The following is a 13,799-nucleotide window of genomic DNA, read 5'->3' as shown; positions in this document are numbered from 1 at the left end:
GGATGAATTAGTGTGAACCCCTACTTGGTACTTAATACTTGGTACTTGGTACAAAGTAGGCTATAACGTATAAATTACTGAAAACAAAAAATGGCCTATCTGACTTTACATAGACAAAAGCTAACCGAGAACTTTGAATTCTTGAAAGGGATGTTTGAAAAGCATGATGTCTCCTGGGGGGTGGTTTCGAAGTTGTTTTGTGGGAATAGAAAATTTTTAAAGGAATTGATTCAATTGGGTGTGCGTGAAATCCATGACTCAAGGATCAGCAACCTTGCCAAAATCAAAGAAATCAATCCAGAGGTTCAAACGGTCTATATCAAGCCTGTTTCTAAGCGTAACATTGCCAAAATGGTGATGTATGCAGATGTAAGTTTAAATAGTGAATTGAATTCCATTCGCTGGATATCGGAGGAAGCCGTAAAACAGGGCAAAATCCATAAAATCATCATCATGGTAGAGACCGGAGATTTGCGGGAAGGGGTGATGGGAGATCATTTGGTGGATTTTTATGCTCAGGTTTTTGATCTTCCCAATATTGAAATCATTGGCCTTGGGACTAATTTGAATTGTTTGAACGGCGTGATGCCATCTACGGATAAATTGATTCAATTAAGTCTATATAAGCAAATCATCGAGCTTAAATTCAATAAAAAAATACCTTGGGTTTCTGCGGGTACCTCGGTCACCATTCCCTTGATGCTGCATCAACAATTGCCCAAAGGCATCAATCATTTTAGGGTAGGGGAGACGCTATACTTTGGAGTGGATTTATTTGAGGAAAAAGTAATTGATGGGATGCATGGGGATGTATTTGAACTCTATGCCGAAATCATCGAAATGCAGGAGAAACCACTTTTGCCCACCGGTGTGCTAGCTGCCAACCCCCAAGGGGAAGTCTTGGAAATCGATGAAAATTTGTATGGGAAGTCTTCTTGTCGAGCTATTTTGGATATTGGATTATTGGATATAGATCCGAAATATTTGATTGCGGAGGATGGGGAGTTGGAGATTATCGGGGCCAGTTCGGATATGCTGGTATTGAACCTGGGAACTAACCCCAAGGGCTATGCCGTAGGGGATACGATCAAATTTGATTTGAAGTATATGGGAGCCTTGGGAGTCCTGAATTCCAGCTACATAGACAAGGTGATTGTGTAAATAGACTGTGTTTTTGTCTAGTTTATTGTAGTTTAAATGATATGTTGGCACAATTATGGCTTTATTTGTCGCATAACCAACTATTATTTATACTATGAAAAGATTAATGTTAGTATGTGCATTTATTTTAGGAGCAGTAGTTGTTCAGGCACAGGATGAAAGTAGATTAGGGATTGGTATCCGAGGTGGAGTGAATTTTTCTACATTTGGTGGTGGGGATATTCAGGATGATGATTATTCCAATCGAACAGGTTTCAGTACAGGTTTGTATGCAACAGTTCCATTATTACCATTTTTAGCCGTGGAACCTGGGGTGTTTTATTCAGTAAGAGGTACACAAAACAATGATTTTGCAAATTCACGGGCGATCTTGGGGTATGTAGATGTACCTGTGTTAGCTCGATTGTATTTGGGTGATTCCTTTAATCTATTTGCAGGTCCTCAGGTATCCTTTTTGCAGTCGTCTCGATTTGAGGGAGATTTGTTTGGGTCTACGGTAGGCTTTGACACAGATGCCGTGCGTGAAAGTGATTTTGGTGCTGTGGTCGGTATCGGTTTCAATCCTGCTAAAGGTTTGAACGTTCAGGGTTCTTACAATTATGGAATGCAGCCAGTATTTAAAAACTCCAATATAGATGTGTATAATCGCGGATTTACGATCTCTGTGGGTTATACTTTCTAATGGATAGAAGTTTTTATTGAAAAGGCCTCTCTCAGGAAACTGGGGGAGGTTTTTTGGTTTCACGCAAACCTGCCTGTCGGCAGACAGGGGCGCAGAGACGCTGTTTTTGGTGGTCCACGAATGTCACGAATTACACAAATCCTTAAGCCTTTCACGGTGAGCAGATCTAAAATCTACCATCTAAAATCAAAAAGTCCACAGATTTCGCAGATAGGCACAGAATAAATCTGAAATCTAAAATCTACCCTCTAAAATCTAAAATAAACCAACCATCCGCCTTATTCACATCTACATTTTCACATCGCGTTAATCCATTGTTTGATCAGTTCTAAGCCTTCTTGATGCACGGTAACTCTGCCGATTTCGGGCATGGCGGCACCGACTTGATTGGTACCCATGCGGTAGGTAAGGATGGATTCATCCGCTTTGCCGGGGACAATGTCGTAGGTAAAGCTGCCTGCTCCGAAACCTGCTGCTACAGGTGTTTTGAGTATCCCCAATCGTAGGGGATCGGTTTCTTCATAGGTCAAAAATAGCCCCGATGTACTGGCAGGTGCCTCTGCCCGATGGCAGTGGGCACAGTTTATATCCAAATAGGCGCGGGCCCTTAATTCGAGCGATTGGTTTTGGTCCTGGTAATTGATCATCGTTGGGTAAATTGCTACAGCAGAATAGTTGCTGAGTTTGCCAGCATCAGCCCATTTGACCAATTGATTGTGCGTGCCATCTTTAAAAGTAATGGCATGATTCAAGTGCTTGGCTTTTAGCCCAATTGGGACCAATTGTTCGTGGATATTATGACAGCTCTTGCATTGATTTTTGTTAGGAATGATGTAATTGATTACCTGTGGCTGGCCTTTTTCATCCATCCAACTCACCTGCTTTTCCCCTCCGATTACTTTTAGCTGTGCATCGGATTGATCGTCTGACCAAATATAGGGATAAGCCTCCCACTGTTCATTCGATTTTACCATCAAGCGGGTCTCTATGATCCTACGCTCTTCTTCGGGTTTACGGAAATCCATGGGGTAAAAAAAGTTTTTGATAATGACTGTTCCTTCGGAAAAGTCCATCGTGCCTTCTTCATCGGCTTGAATACTCGCAGCAGTCCCCTCTGGCATCCAAATGTACCGGGATTTGAATGCGTAGTCTGTGAATAAGGAAGAAGCAGGTTCGTACAACAATACGCCTTCATTGGGAATCAAGCTTCGCATGACTCCTTTGAAAAAACCGTAATCCGATAAATTTGCCAATGGGAAAAGGTCTAAGGTTAATTCTGCTGGATTTTTATCGGGTGCTTGAAAATCCACAAATTCCGGCAAAGCAATTACTTTATCTTGCTCTTTCGTTGGCGCGGAACAAGCGAATACCAGCAATAGTGAAAAAAAGAAAGGGATGAAATAACGAATACGCATATCAATTGGCTAAACTGAGTGAAGATACATCTGTGGAGATGCTAAGAGAACAATTGAAGAAACCAGGGTTCTTGGAGGATTTGATGTTGGATTCCCCTTCCCACAGGTCAAATAGGGTGAAACGGAGTTTGTCCATAGCGGCTTCTTGGATGCAAATATTCATAGGGTTTCCTTCTATGCTTGAACTCAAAGATTTATCCCAAAACCCATCATACACGATATCCTGGCTTTTTCCTTTGCCATGGGCATTGTATACCGATATCAATTGCCCCATCTCTTTGCTTAGATCAGGGATTTTTCGGCTGCGCTGATAATCATTGCCATGGATATATACGTTGGATGTGAATGGTGACCAGTTGGGCGCATCCATGGGGAACCCAGTGACATGGTAATTGGCAATGGCGATGCCAACAGTTTTGTTTTGATGGATACGATTGTTGTAGATTTCAACATCTTTTGCTGCTAGTAAGACGATTCCCGAACCAGGTGGTATCATGGTGACGGTATTGCCGTTGGGGTCTTCGCCTAATGGCATAGCAAAATTGACATGATTATTGGTAATGATGTCATTGTCGTAGATTTTGGTTCCTATTCCATCCGGCTTTGGTAAACTAGGAAGATTAAATACCAATATGCCGCCTGAATTGTCTCGTGCCGTGTTTCCATACACCTCGGCATTATCAGAGTTTTCGATTTCTATTCCGGCCACATTGCCAAAAGCCAAGGAATTTCTGACGATGATATTTTCAGATTGGCCTACATAGATGCCAGCGTCCTTGGAATGGGAGGCGATACATTCATCAATCAAGACATTTTTACATTGTACAGGATAGATAGCGTAAGTACCATTTTTGGATTTATCTCCATTGGTCCAAGTTACATTGATTCGAAAAAAAGTAATCCCATCACTGTGCTGACTTTTGACTCCATCACCGGGAGCGTCTTCGATGCTCAGGTCTTGGATGCGGATATTGTTTCCAACCAATTTTACTCCCTCACCTCCAGTTCTCAAATCACGGAAAGATAAAACAGTTTCGGCCATTCCCGCGCCTTTGATGGTGACGTTGGATTTATTGTCGAGGATTAGCTGGGTTTTGATGGCGTAAAATCCAGCGGGAATCTCTATTACCTCTCCGTCTTGAGCCATGATAAATGCCTCGACTACTCGGTCCACTTCTTCCTGGCTTGCTTTTCTTAGTTTACTGGAGTCAAAAGTCATCTCTGTACTATTCTCTGAGCATGCAAAAAGTAAGACGAGAATTAAGAGAGGGGATAGTGTTTTCAAGGAGTGGAGGAAAATCTTCATGAGCTGTTTGGGTTTATGTTTGGCTAATTGGTCTGAATAGATAGAGAAAATTTTGCAAAAAGTCAAGAGGGAAGTGGTTGGTAAGTAGTTGACAGTAATTAAATCATGAGAAATTAGGAATGAAGAATTAGGGATGATAGTCAGTTCTGCAAACTTATTTGTCTTTTTACCTACATCTAAAGGAGGGCACGCAACGGGCGCTAAGTACGATCGCAATGGGCGCCTAGTGTGTGTCCACGAATGACACGAATTTACACGAATGGATCTTTGATATATCGTGGGTTGTTTGGTTTGTTTTCTGACTTTCCATGGTAGTGGGTTAAAACCCAACTATATGAATCAGGATATACTCATGTTTTCCCAGGTTAAAACCTAGGGCAATTGATGGAATTAACTGGTTAATTCTTAATTTCTCTCCTTAGGTACAAATTTTTCAACACGAATTTTTCTGCGTTTTCCGTGTATTCTGCGACTGTCTTGATTATTGTTTCTTGGCTCTTGATTCTTGAGCCTAACCTAGAATCAATCCTCTCTACTCAAGTTTTTTGAATGATTTTTCACAAACCATTCTTGGATTCTAGTATATTCGGGGCGTTTTGTATAGAATAAAAATCACCAACGTTAAAAAGAATAGAAACCATGAAAAAACTACTTCTCCTATTGATACTTTCTACAGTAGGGATGCAGGCAAATGCTCAGTTTGGGGTGCGTGCCGGGGCTAATGTCTCCAATATCAATCAATTTGCTTTTGCTAACCGTGTAGGGATTCATTTAGGAGGATATTATACCTATGATTGGAAAGAAGATGTTATCCTTGAAGCTGGAATTTACTTTAATCAAAAAGGGTACAATGATCAAAAAAACACGAATGTTTCAGACTTTTTTAATTACATAAGTATTCCTGTACTCGCTAGGTATAAATTTTTAGATCAGTTTAATGTTTTTGCTGGTCCTCAGGCACATATCCTTTCTTCAAGGAAGAGAAATGAAAATGGGACTATTTCAAAAACCACCATGATTTTAAGAGGCTATGATTTATCTGCATTAGCTGGTGTAGGAATGGACCTTCCTCAAGGAATTAATGTGCAAATTGCTTATGATTATGGATTAATTAGTATTAACTATTTTGATTTTATAGTTAAAAACAGATCACTCCAACTGTCTGTAGGTAAGCGTTTTTAAGATTTAATGCGGTCTGGGTTATCCTCCAAAAAGGATTTCCAGCCGCCTGTTCTTCCACGGGTCTGCAACCTTCCTGCATGAAAATGATGGCAAATCGCCACTGCTAATGCATCAGTGGCATCCAATAATTTGGGGATTTCCTGGATGTGTAGTAAGGTTTTGAGCATCTCGGCCACCTGTTCTTTGGAGGAGTTTCCATTGCCAGTTACAGACTGCTTGACTTTTTTGGGGGAATATTCTGCAATTGGGATTTCTCTTGCAAGGGCTGCGGCCATAGCCACTCCCTGTGCTCTTCCTAGTTTGAGCATAGACTGTATGTTTTCACCATAAAACGGCGCTTCTAAGGCAACTGCATCTGGATGAAACTCATCAATCAAGCCTGTAATCCGTTCAAAAATTTTCTTGAGCTTCAACTCATGCGTGGTGTATTTCTTCAGGTGAATGACACCGAATTGAAGCAGGCTATATTTGTTTCCTTCCACCAAAATCAAACCATAACCCATGATATTAGTCCCTGGGTCGATTCCTAAAATAATTTTTTCTGATGCAGGTTTTTTGATTACATTACTCATTCCTGCAAATTAAGCCATTTCATGTTTACCTTGTACATTTCACTGGGGATAGTTTATCAAGCACTCTTACTCACACTTTATTATGCGAGTAAGAAAAGTACATCTGAGACTGACATTCAAGGTCAGGAAGGAGTAAGCATTATTCTCCCATTTAGAAATGAATCAGCTCATTTGGAGCGTTGCCTGACAAGTATTGCTAAGCTTAACTATCCAATTTTTGAAGTGCTTTGCATTGACGATCATTCTTCTGACGATAGTCAAGGAATCGCACAGATGTGTAAAGAGAAATTTCCGCATGTTTCTATACGGATATTGAGTAGTTCTGGTCAGGGGAAGAAGGCCGCTGTAAGCTATGGAGTAAGTCAAAGTTCGTATGTATTGATTTTGACTACCGATGCAGATTGTATTTTTCCGGAAGATTGGATACAGACCATGCTTGCAGCGATGGGACCTGATGTACAAATGGTTGCGGGACCTGTCATGAGTCAGCGTAAGGGAGGGTTTTTTCAAGGTTTTCAACAACTGGATTGGGCAAGTATTGCATTGATGACAAAAGCAGCCATTAACCTGCATCAACCCCTGATGTGCAGTGCGGCAAATATGCTCTATAGAAAAGCTGCTTTTGAGACTGTGAAGGGCTTCCAAGGGAATGAACAGATTCTCTCCGGTGACGATGAGTTTTTGTTGAAAAAAATTGTGGTGTACTATGGGGCAGAAGCGGTGAATTATCAAGGTAATCCGAAAGCCTTGGTGTACACGGAGCCAATGCCTACTTGGAGTGCTTTGTTTCAGCAACGGATTCGTTGGGCCTCTAAATGGAAAGCGCATGGTTGGAATATACATGCATTGGCCTCCTTAATTCCTGTCGCACTCCAAGCACTCTTTCTGTGCCTCTTTTTTTTACCTTTTTTAAGACCTGATTTGTGGGGATTGGCCTGTTTGTTGCTTTTGTTTAAATTGCTTGGGGAACGATTTGTTCTCGGTCAAGTGTTGAAAAGCTACGGGATTACTCATGCTTTGTCCGTTTGGCTTGGGACATCTTTGATTCATCCTGCGTATGTATTAGCAACTGGTTTTCAGACTTTTTTTCGAAAAATCGAATGGAAGGGAAGAAAATCCTCGCAATAGCATTAATTTAGCGAAATAAATAGGTAAGTATCCATGACTGATCTGGAGTTTGACTTATTGGACGAGTTGTATTTTGTCCAACATTATGATTACCTGAAAGATACCTTGGGCTGGGAAGATGCTCAATTAGTAGAGACCTTGGCTTCACTTTGCCAAAAAGGATTTATCAAATGCTTGTTTGGGCCGGATGATGAAGTTTTTCGTCCCATTGACTTCCCAAGTGAGGGACATACCTTGTATTATCTAGCTACCAAAAAAGGCTTAATGGAGCATAACGCCATCTAACGATCCAAACATTGACGCTGCAAACAGAAAAATATCATAAGAAAGAACTGGAGCTCAAGGCTCTGTTGGAGATCACGCAAGCGATCAATGAAAACAAGCCTGCTCATGTATTGCTGGATATATTCAAATTTACCTGCTTGGTACATTTGAATATCAAGTCTATCCTTTTATACATTCAGGGGCCTGATGGCTATGAGCGGAAGCTTTCCCATGGGCTCAAGGGGACTGTTCCTGAATTTATCCCACATCAATCGGTAGCATACGATAAAGACGCAGGTACGCTTCACTTAGAGGTAGATCAGCGATATGCTTTTACGGAACTTGAAAATTATCTACCGGTATTCCACAAGGATAATATGTTGGCAGTCTTGTTCCTACGAAAAAAAGATCCGCTTTTAGAGTTGGATTTGGATTTTACCCAAGCGCTGTCCAATATTCTGGTCGTAGCCTTGGAAAATAAGCGCTTTGCGAAAAAGCAATTGGAGCAGGAGCGATTAAATCGGGAAGTAGAAATTGCCAGCAATGTGCAGCGCATGCTATTTCCGGCCCAATTGCCCAAAGCAGCGCCCTTGCATGCAAAAGTAACCTATGTGCCGCACTCCACAGTAGGAGGGGATTATTACGATTTGGTAAGAAAATCCAAGGATGAAGTGTTTTTCTGTATCGCGGATGTTTCGGGAAAAGGTATGCCCGCAGCATTGTTGATGTCCAATTTCCAAGCTGCCCTGCGAACCTTATTGCGAAGTTCTTCCGATCTGAAGATGATTGTGGAGCAGTTGAATTATACGCTATTTGAAAATACCAAAGGAGAGCGATTTATTACCTTTTTCTTAGGCTACTACAATTATAAGGACAGAAAACTGACCTATGTGAATGCAGGTCATAATCCTCCGGTGCTTTGTTGGGGAAATGAAAATAGAAGTGAATTACTAGGGGCAGGAACCACGATCTTGGGGGCTTTTGAAGAGTTGCCATTTATGGAGTTGGGAACCCGTGAGCATTTGAAAGGATTTACAATTCACTTATACACAGATGGGTTGACCGAAAGTATGGATCCTTCCGAAGAGGAATACGGGGATCATCGCTTTATGCAGTTTGTGAAAAAAAGATTGCATCTCAATCCCGATGAGTTTCATGCCTTGTTTTTTGAGGAATTGAAAGTTTTCAGTCAAGGAGCCCCTCAGCGGGATGATGTGACTTTGCTGAGCATACAATTTTCCTAAATGTATGGTGGTCATGCATCACATACCTGATTGGATTCCTTATTTATTGCGGGATATTACCTGGCACAAGGACCGGAGTGCAGCCTCCGTTTACTTGACTTTTGATGATGGGCCTGTCCCTGGAGTAACTGATTTTGTGTTGGAGCAATTGGCAGTCAGAGGCATGAAAGCCTCCTTTTTTGTAGTAGGAGACAATGTTCGCAAACACCCTTCCTTAGCCAAAGAGGTTTTGGATGCGGGGCATAGCATTGGCAATCATACTTTTCATCATCTGAAAGGTACCAAAACCTCCCATTGGACATATCTAAAAGATACCCTGCGCTGTCAACATTGTTTGGAAGATGAATTGAATTTTTCTCCTAACTTATTTAGACCACCTTATGGACTGATGAGCAGGTTGCAGTACAGTACCTTGAAAGATACTTATGAAATCGTCCTTTGGGATGTATTGAGTGGGGATTATGACATGCAGCAAGATGCAGCAACTTGTCTGCTTAAAGCCAAGCAGTACACGCAGGGAGGTAGCATCGTGCTTTTTCATGATCAGGAAAAAACAAGGGATAAGATCCGAAAAATTCTTCCAGATTATTTGAGTTGGGTAGAGGATCAGGGTTTTTTTACGGCTAGCTTATGATGGAGGGAGTGGTTGTTGGGATTGTGATTGGGCTGATAGTTCAGGATTTGCTATTGTTGGTTTTCTTAAGGTGGAATTTTAAGTCCTTTGACTCCCTTTCGAGTAAACAGGAGACAAAATTGCCATTGGTCAGTATAGTAATTCCTTTCCGCAACGAAGAGAAAGTAATTCCTAGGATTTTGCAATCTCTAGATAAACTAGATTATCCTACCGATTCCCTTCAACTTTTGCTCGGAGATGATGGTTCGGAAGATAGGACAGGGGAGCTGTTACAAGAATGGGCTGAGTCACGCTCGTATGTCAGTTTTTTTTCTTTGGAAAAACCAGATGATTTTACCGGGAATGGGAAAGCTTGGGCCTTGCAGCACTTATGTGAGCATGCAAAAGGTGAGTTTCTGCTTTTTACAGATGCAGATTGTGAAGTGCCGGCAAGCTGGGTGATATCCATGGTAGGAGCTGCGATCTCTGCGGATGCGCCGATGGTCACCGGAGTGACTCAGGTGGAAGAGACCAATGTATTTGCAGCGATGCAGTCTCTTGATTGGTGGTTGAATCTTGGGATGGTCAAGGTAGTGTCCGACTTGGGGACGAATATCACTTCAATGGGTAATAATATGTTGATCCGAAGGGAGTTTTATCAATTGAGTGGAGGCTTTCAAGAGACTTATCACAGCCTGACAGAAGACTTTGAGATGGCCCGTCGCATCAAGAAGTTAGGAGGAAAGCATATACACTTGGTCAGTGAGGGGAATCTAATTCAAACCCAGCTGATTCCTAGCTACCTTGGATTATTGGAGCAGCGTAAGCGGTGGATGCGCGGTGCAATGGGACTTCCGCTTTTTTGGAAGGTTTTATTGGGTCTTCAAGTATTATTTTTTCCATCAATCCTAATGCTTGTTTTTTTATCGTTTTGGAAAGGAATTTTTCTTTGGCTGTTCAAATTGCTAATGCAGTCTCTTTTTCTCCTATTTTTTGCTTCGAAAACACGTCAAAAAATAAAAATTCGGCATTTATGCCTGTTTGAATTTTATTATTTCTTTACCGCTTGGTGTACAATAGTTTATTATTTTTGGCCTGGTAAAACAGTTTGGAAAGGCAGAAAATACGCGTAAGGCGAACAAGCTTTCTTCGAATGGTGTTTTAACCTTACATCGACTAAACCTATTGACACCTGTGGCTTACATTGATTCCCACGTGCATATCTATTCTTCCAAGTATGATGAGGACCGCGATGCCGTTATTCAGGCTGCTGTGGAGCAAGGAGTAGAGAAATTGTACATGCCCAATATTGACATTCCATCGATTGATGCCATGCTTGAAGCCGAACTCCGATATCCGGGTGTTTGTGTCCCTATGATGGGGCTGCATCCCTGCGATGTGAGCAAGGACTTTGAAAAGGACCTGTACATCATGGAGGACTGGATTTCCAAACGAGCTTTTGCTGCTATTGGAGAGACTGGAATTGATCTGTATTGGGACAAAACCTTCTTCGAGCAACAAAAAGAAGCGCTACGCATTCAAATTCAATGGGCAAAAGCCAAAAATTGGCCCATTGTGTTGCATTGCCGTGAAAGTATGCAAGAAGTATTGGAAATCATTCAAGAGGAGCAGGATGGAACCTTGAAAGGAATCTTCCATTGCTTTTCCGGAACCTTGGAGCAAGCACAAAAAGTTGTTGAGTTAGGATTCCTTTTGGGTATCGGCGGCGTAGCAACTTTCAAAAACGGAGGGTTGCAGCCCATTTTACCTGCAATTGGTTTAGAACATTTGGTGTTGGAGACGGATGGTCCCTATTTGGCACCAACTCCACATCGTGGTAAGCGAAATACCCCTGAGTATATTCCCTTGATAGCCCAAGTAGTCGCAGATATTTTGGAGAAACCCTTGGAGGAGGTAGCTTCTGTGACTACAAAAAATTCCCTGAATATTTTTCACCCGATCTCCTAGTCCCATGAATTATAAAATTGTACGTCTCAATACGGTAGCCAAAAGTGAGATTACCTCATCAGTATTGATTATTTATACGGGTGGCACCTTAGGTATGTCTTATGATGCATCCGGTGCTTTGGTTCCCTTCAACTTTGGCCAAATCTTGGATAAGATTCCGACACTAACGCATATGAATATCGCCATTACGGTGATTTCTTTTCCTGAGCCCATTGACTCTTCTAATGTGAATATGCAGCATTGGGTGGATATGGCATATATCATCTATGAGAATTACGATAGCTATGATGGTTTTGTGATTTTGCATGGGACAGATACCATGGCTTATTCTGCGTCCATGTTGAGTTACATGCTCAGTGGTTTGACCAAACCGGTGGTATTTACGGGAGCGCAATTGCCTATCTCGGCTATGCGTTCGGATGCACGGGAAAATCTCATGACAGCTTTGGAAATTGCCACAGCCAAAGCCAATGGCAGACCGATAGTACCGGAGGTTTGTATTTTCTTCAATCACATGCTGCTGAGAGGTAATCGATGCAAAAAGGTTCAAAGTGTGCATTTTGATGCCTTTGAGTCTGAAAACTATCCGGCCCTTGCAGAAGCGGGAATTATCATTGATTACAACTTTGCAGCTATTCAACCATTTGATGAGGGAAAGAAGCTTTCCTACAGCAATAAAATGGATAACAATGTGATGATTGTCAAATTATTTCCTGGCATTACCGAAAAAGTATTGGACGCTTGTTTTGACATGGATGGTCTAAAGGGGGTAGTTTTGGAAACCTATGGTTCGGGAAATAGTCCGAGCGATGCATGGTTTACCGGAGCTATCAAGCGAGCGATTGCCAAAGGCTTGATTATCTTGAATGTGTCTCAATGTAATGGAGGTCGCGTGATACAGGGTAGGTATCAGACGAGCAAGGATTTGCTGGATATGGGTGTGCTGAGTGGAGGTGATATTACGACTGAGGCAGCGATTACCAAGATGATGTTTTTGTTGGGGAATGAGACAAATAAGCAATTGATCAAGCAAAAGTTGATTACCCCATTGGCAGGTGAGATGTCTTTGATGGGCTTAAACTGATTTTTTTCGTACAATAGTTGCAAAGGCTGTGATTAATTCATTTCTTTGCACTCCGATTGAGAAATCGACCACAGAGAGAGGTGTCCGAGTGGTTGAAGGAGCACGCCTGGAAAGCGTGTATACCCCTAAAGGGTATCGAGGGTTCGAATCCCTTCCTCTCTGCAGTAAGCCAACTTTAGAAATAGAGTTGGTTTTTTTTATGCCCATGGTTTTAGTGTTCCAAATCGGAAGGGATGAGAACCCTCGGTTAACATACAATGGGTTCGAAATCGACCGAAGGGAGATTCACGAGGGGTGATGCGGCATGCCTAGTGGGTACGAGTAATCCCTTCCTCTCTGCCAGGTAGAATAACAAAGGCTTCAAAAGCCATCAAAATTAAGTTTTTGAAGTCCTTATTTAAGTTATTCTACAAGTGAAAAACCCCGTTTAAATCGTTTTTAAACGGTTTTTCTTCAAAATTTTACAAATTATCAGCTAAAAAGACCTGCACTCCGCGAATGCAGGTCTTTTTGTTTTTTTAGCCAAAATCTTCAATTTTTCCCAAAATTGAGGTGAGTCCTAGGTGAGTCTTTTTAGATGGAAAAAAGACTCACCTAGGAGGGGTTTAAGAAGCTGAAAATCAACATGTTCCATAGCTGAATATCTTGCCAAAAGACTCACCAAATCGTACCTTAAACCTTTAACGTGAGTAAACATGATTGAAAAAACATTTTCCCTGCTGTATTATCTCAAACCTTCCAAGAATGATAGAAATGGTTTGAAATCTATTTACATGAGAATAACGGTTGATTATCAACGGTTTGAAATGTCAACCAAATACAAATGTCATCCTGATAAATGGCTAGCCTCTGCCAATAGGGTGAAAGGCAAAACTGAGGAAGCCCGTATGATAAATTCCTATTTGGAGACATTGCAGTTAAAAGTTCATCAAGTAAGAAAATATTTATTGGATAACGATAAAGAGATTTCTCTCGAAAACATCAAAAATGTTCTTCAAGGTAAATCTGAACAGAATAGAATGATCTTGGAAATATTTGCTGAGCATAATCAAAAGATGGAAACTAAAAATGTTTCATAGTGATTTTCTGAAACCATAAAATTATTATTGTCGGATAAGGATTTTGTAATAGTATAACTCAATATGTTTAATATAGAGCAAGGTGGGGGGATTTATCCCCC

The 13,799-nt window shown here is 41.4% G+C and carries 14 protein-coding genes and 1 tRNA gene; 12 read left to right on the top strand and 3 right to left on the bottom strand.

Annotated features, from left to right (window positions below):
• Positions 1–90: 90 nt before the first annotated feature.
• Together IE080_RS07940 and IE080_RS07935 are read left to right on the top strand one after the other, a co-directional pair.
• On the top strand, positions 91–1,161 hold the full coding sequence (locus tag IE080_RS07940) for an alanine racemase (RefSeq protein ID WP_189580357.1): 1,071 nt from the start codon (positions 91–93) through the stop codon (positions 1,159–1,161).
• 94 nt (positions 1,162–1,255) lie between these two features.
• Positions 1,256–1,843, top strand: a complete 588-nt coding sequence (locus IE080_RS07935) for a porin family protein (protein ID WP_189580355.1) — start codon at positions 1,256–1,258, stop codon at positions 1,841–1,843.
• Positions 1,844–2,139: 296 nt separating this feature from the next.
• Here IE080_RS07935 and IE080_RS07930 read toward each other — a convergent pair whose 3' ends face one another.
• Positions 2,140–3,258: an SO2930 family diheme c-type cytochrome gene (locus IE080_RS07930; RefSeq protein ID WP_189580352.1), complete on the bottom strand. Its 1,119-nt coding sequence runs from the start codon at positions 3,256–3,258 to the stop codon at positions 2,140–2,142.
• A gap of 1 nt (position 3,259) precedes the next feature.
• Positions 3,260–4,564: a parallel beta-helix domain-containing protein gene (locus tag IE080_RS07925; RefSeq protein WP_189580350.1), complete on the bottom strand. Its 1,305-nt coding sequence runs from the start codon at positions 4,562–4,564 to the stop codon at positions 3,260–3,262.
• Between the two features lie 639 nt (positions 4,565–5,203).
• Here IE080_RS07925 and IE080_RS07920 point away from each other — a divergent pair.
• Entirely contained in the window at positions 5,204–5,746 is a 543-nt protein-coding gene (locus tag IE080_RS07920) for a porin family protein (RefSeq protein WP_189580348.1), read from the top strand.
• Here the strand turns inward: IE080_RS07920 and ruvC are convergent.
• The gene (gene ruvC, locus IE080_RS07915) at positions 5,743–6,318 is read right to left on the bottom strand and encodes a crossover junction endodeoxyribonuclease RuvC (RefSeq protein ID WP_189580345.1); all 576 of its coding nucleotides are present in this window, start codon (positions 6,316–6,318) and stop codon (positions 5,743–5,745) included. The two genes, IE080_RS07920 and ruvC, sit on opposite strands and share 4 nt — an antisense overlap.
• Before the next feature lie 21 nt (positions 6,319–6,339).
• Here ruvC and IE080_RS07910 point away from each other — a divergent pair, with 21 nt between their 5' ends.
• The 9 genes from IE080_RS07910 to IE080_RS07870 all read left to right on the top strand — a co-directional run bounded on the left by IE080_RS07910 (position 6,340) and on the right by IE080_RS07870 (position 13,698).
• On the top strand, positions 6,340–7,446 hold the full coding sequence (locus IE080_RS07910) for a glycosyltransferase (RefSeq protein ID WP_189580343.1): 1,107 nt from the start codon (positions 6,340–6,342) through the stop codon (positions 7,444–7,446).
• Positions 7,447–7,479: 33 nt separating this feature from the next.
• Complete coding sequence (locus tag IE080_RS07905; protein ID WP_189580341.1) at positions 7,480–7,731, top strand: hypothetical protein; 252 nt, start codon at positions 7,480–7,482, stop codon at positions 7,729–7,731.
• An 11-nt stretch (positions 7,732–7,742) separates the two neighbouring features.
• Entirely contained in the window at positions 7,743–8,954 is a 1,212-nt protein-coding gene (locus IE080_RS07900) for a PP2C family protein-serine/threonine phosphatase (RefSeq protein WP_189580336.1), read from the top strand.
• 13 nt (positions 8,955–8,967) lie between these two features.
• The gene (locus IE080_RS07895; RefSeq protein WP_308428157.1) at positions 8,968–9,588 is read left to right on the top strand and encodes a polysaccharide deacetylase family protein; all 621 of its coding nucleotides are present in this window, start codon (positions 8,968–8,970) and stop codon (positions 9,586–9,588) included.
• On the top strand, positions 9,585–10,700 hold the full coding sequence (locus tag IE080_RS07890) for a glycosyltransferase (protein WP_189580331.1): 1,116 nt from the start codon (positions 9,585–9,587) through the stop codon (positions 10,698–10,700). The genes IE080_RS07895 and IE080_RS07890 overlap by 4 nt, the downstream gene beginning before the upstream one ends.
• Before the next feature lie 61 nt (positions 10,701–10,761).
• Positions 10,762–11,535: a TatD family hydrolase gene (locus IE080_RS07885; protein WP_189580330.1), complete on the top strand. Its 774-nt coding sequence runs from the start codon at positions 10,762–10,764 to the stop codon at positions 11,533–11,535.
• Positions 11,536–11,539: 4 nt separating this feature from the next.
• The gene (locus IE080_RS07880) at positions 11,540–12,619 is read left to right on the top strand and encodes an asparaginase (protein ID WP_189580328.1); all 1,080 of its coding nucleotides are present in this window, start codon (positions 11,540–11,542) and stop codon (positions 12,617–12,619) included.
• Positions 12,620–12,693: 74 nt separating this feature from the next.
• Positions 12,694–12,781: transfer RNA gene (locus IE080_RS07875), tRNA-Ser, on the top strand.
• A gap of 533 nt (positions 12,782–13,314) precedes the next feature.
• Positions 13,315–13,698 carry an Arm DNA-binding domain-containing protein gene (locus IE080_RS07870; protein ID WP_229800555.1) on the top strand — a complete coding sequence of 128 codons (384 nt, stop codon included), beginning with the start codon at positions 13,315–13,317 and terminating at the stop codon, positions 13,696–13,698.
• Positions 13,699–13,799: the final 101 nt, after the last annotated feature.

Origin of the sequence: Mongoliitalea lutea (assembly GCF_014652135.1) — a bacterium.
GTDB lineage: Bacteria > Bacteroidota > Bacteroidia > Cytophagales > Cyclobacteriaceae > Mongoliitalea > Mongoliitalea lutea.
Note: the sequence above shows the minus strand (reverse complement) of the source record. Positions and strands in the feature narration are given on the sequence as shown.

Excerpts from the sequence above, each read along its gene's own strand:
- IE080_RS07940 (WP_189580357.1), top strand. The coding sequence starts at position 91 with ATGGCCTATCTGACTTTACATAGACAAAAGCTAACCGAGAACTTTGAA.
- IE080_RS07935 (WP_189580355.1), top strand. The coding sequence starts at position 1,256 with ATGAAAAGATTAATGTTAGTATGTGCATTTATTTTAGGAGCAGTAGTT.
- IE080_RS07930 (WP_189580352.1), bottom strand. The coding sequence starts at position 3,258 with ATGCGTATTCGTTATTTCATCCCTTTCTTTTTTTCACTATTGCTGGTA.
- IE080_RS07925 (WP_189580350.1), bottom strand. The coding sequence starts at position 4,564 with ATGAAGATTTTCCTCCACTCCTTGAAAACACTATCCCCTCTCTTAATT.
- IE080_RS07920 (WP_189580348.1), top strand. The coding sequence starts at position 5,204 with ATGAAAAAACTACTTCTCCTATTGATACTTTCTACAGTAGGGATGCAG.
- ruvC (WP_189580345.1), bottom strand. The coding sequence starts at position 6,318 with ATGAGTAATGTAATCAAAAAACCTGCATCAGAAAAAATTATTTTAGGA.
- IE080_RS07910 (WP_189580343.1), top strand. The coding sequence starts at position 6,340 with ATGTTTACCTTGTACATTTCACTGGGGATAGTTTATCAAGCACTCTTA.
- IE080_RS07905 (WP_189580341.1), top strand. The coding sequence starts at position 7,480 with ATGACTGATCTGGAGTTTGACTTATTGGACGAGTTGTATTTTGTCCAA.
- IE080_RS07895 (WP_308428157.1), top strand. The coding sequence starts at position 8,968 with ATGCATCACATACCTGATTGGATTCCTTATTTATTGCGGGATATTACC.
- IE080_RS07890 (WP_189580331.1), top strand. The coding sequence starts at position 9,585 with ATGATGGAGGGAGTGGTTGTTGGGATTGTGATTGGGCTGATAGTTCAG.
- IE080_RS07880 (WP_189580328.1), top strand. The coding sequence starts at position 11,540 with ATGAATTATAAAATTGTACGTCTCAATACGGTAGCCAAAAGTGAGATT.
- IE080_RS07870 (WP_229800555.1), top strand. The coding sequence starts at position 13,315 with ATGATTGAAAAAACATTTTCCCTGCTGTATTATCTCAAACCTTCCAAG.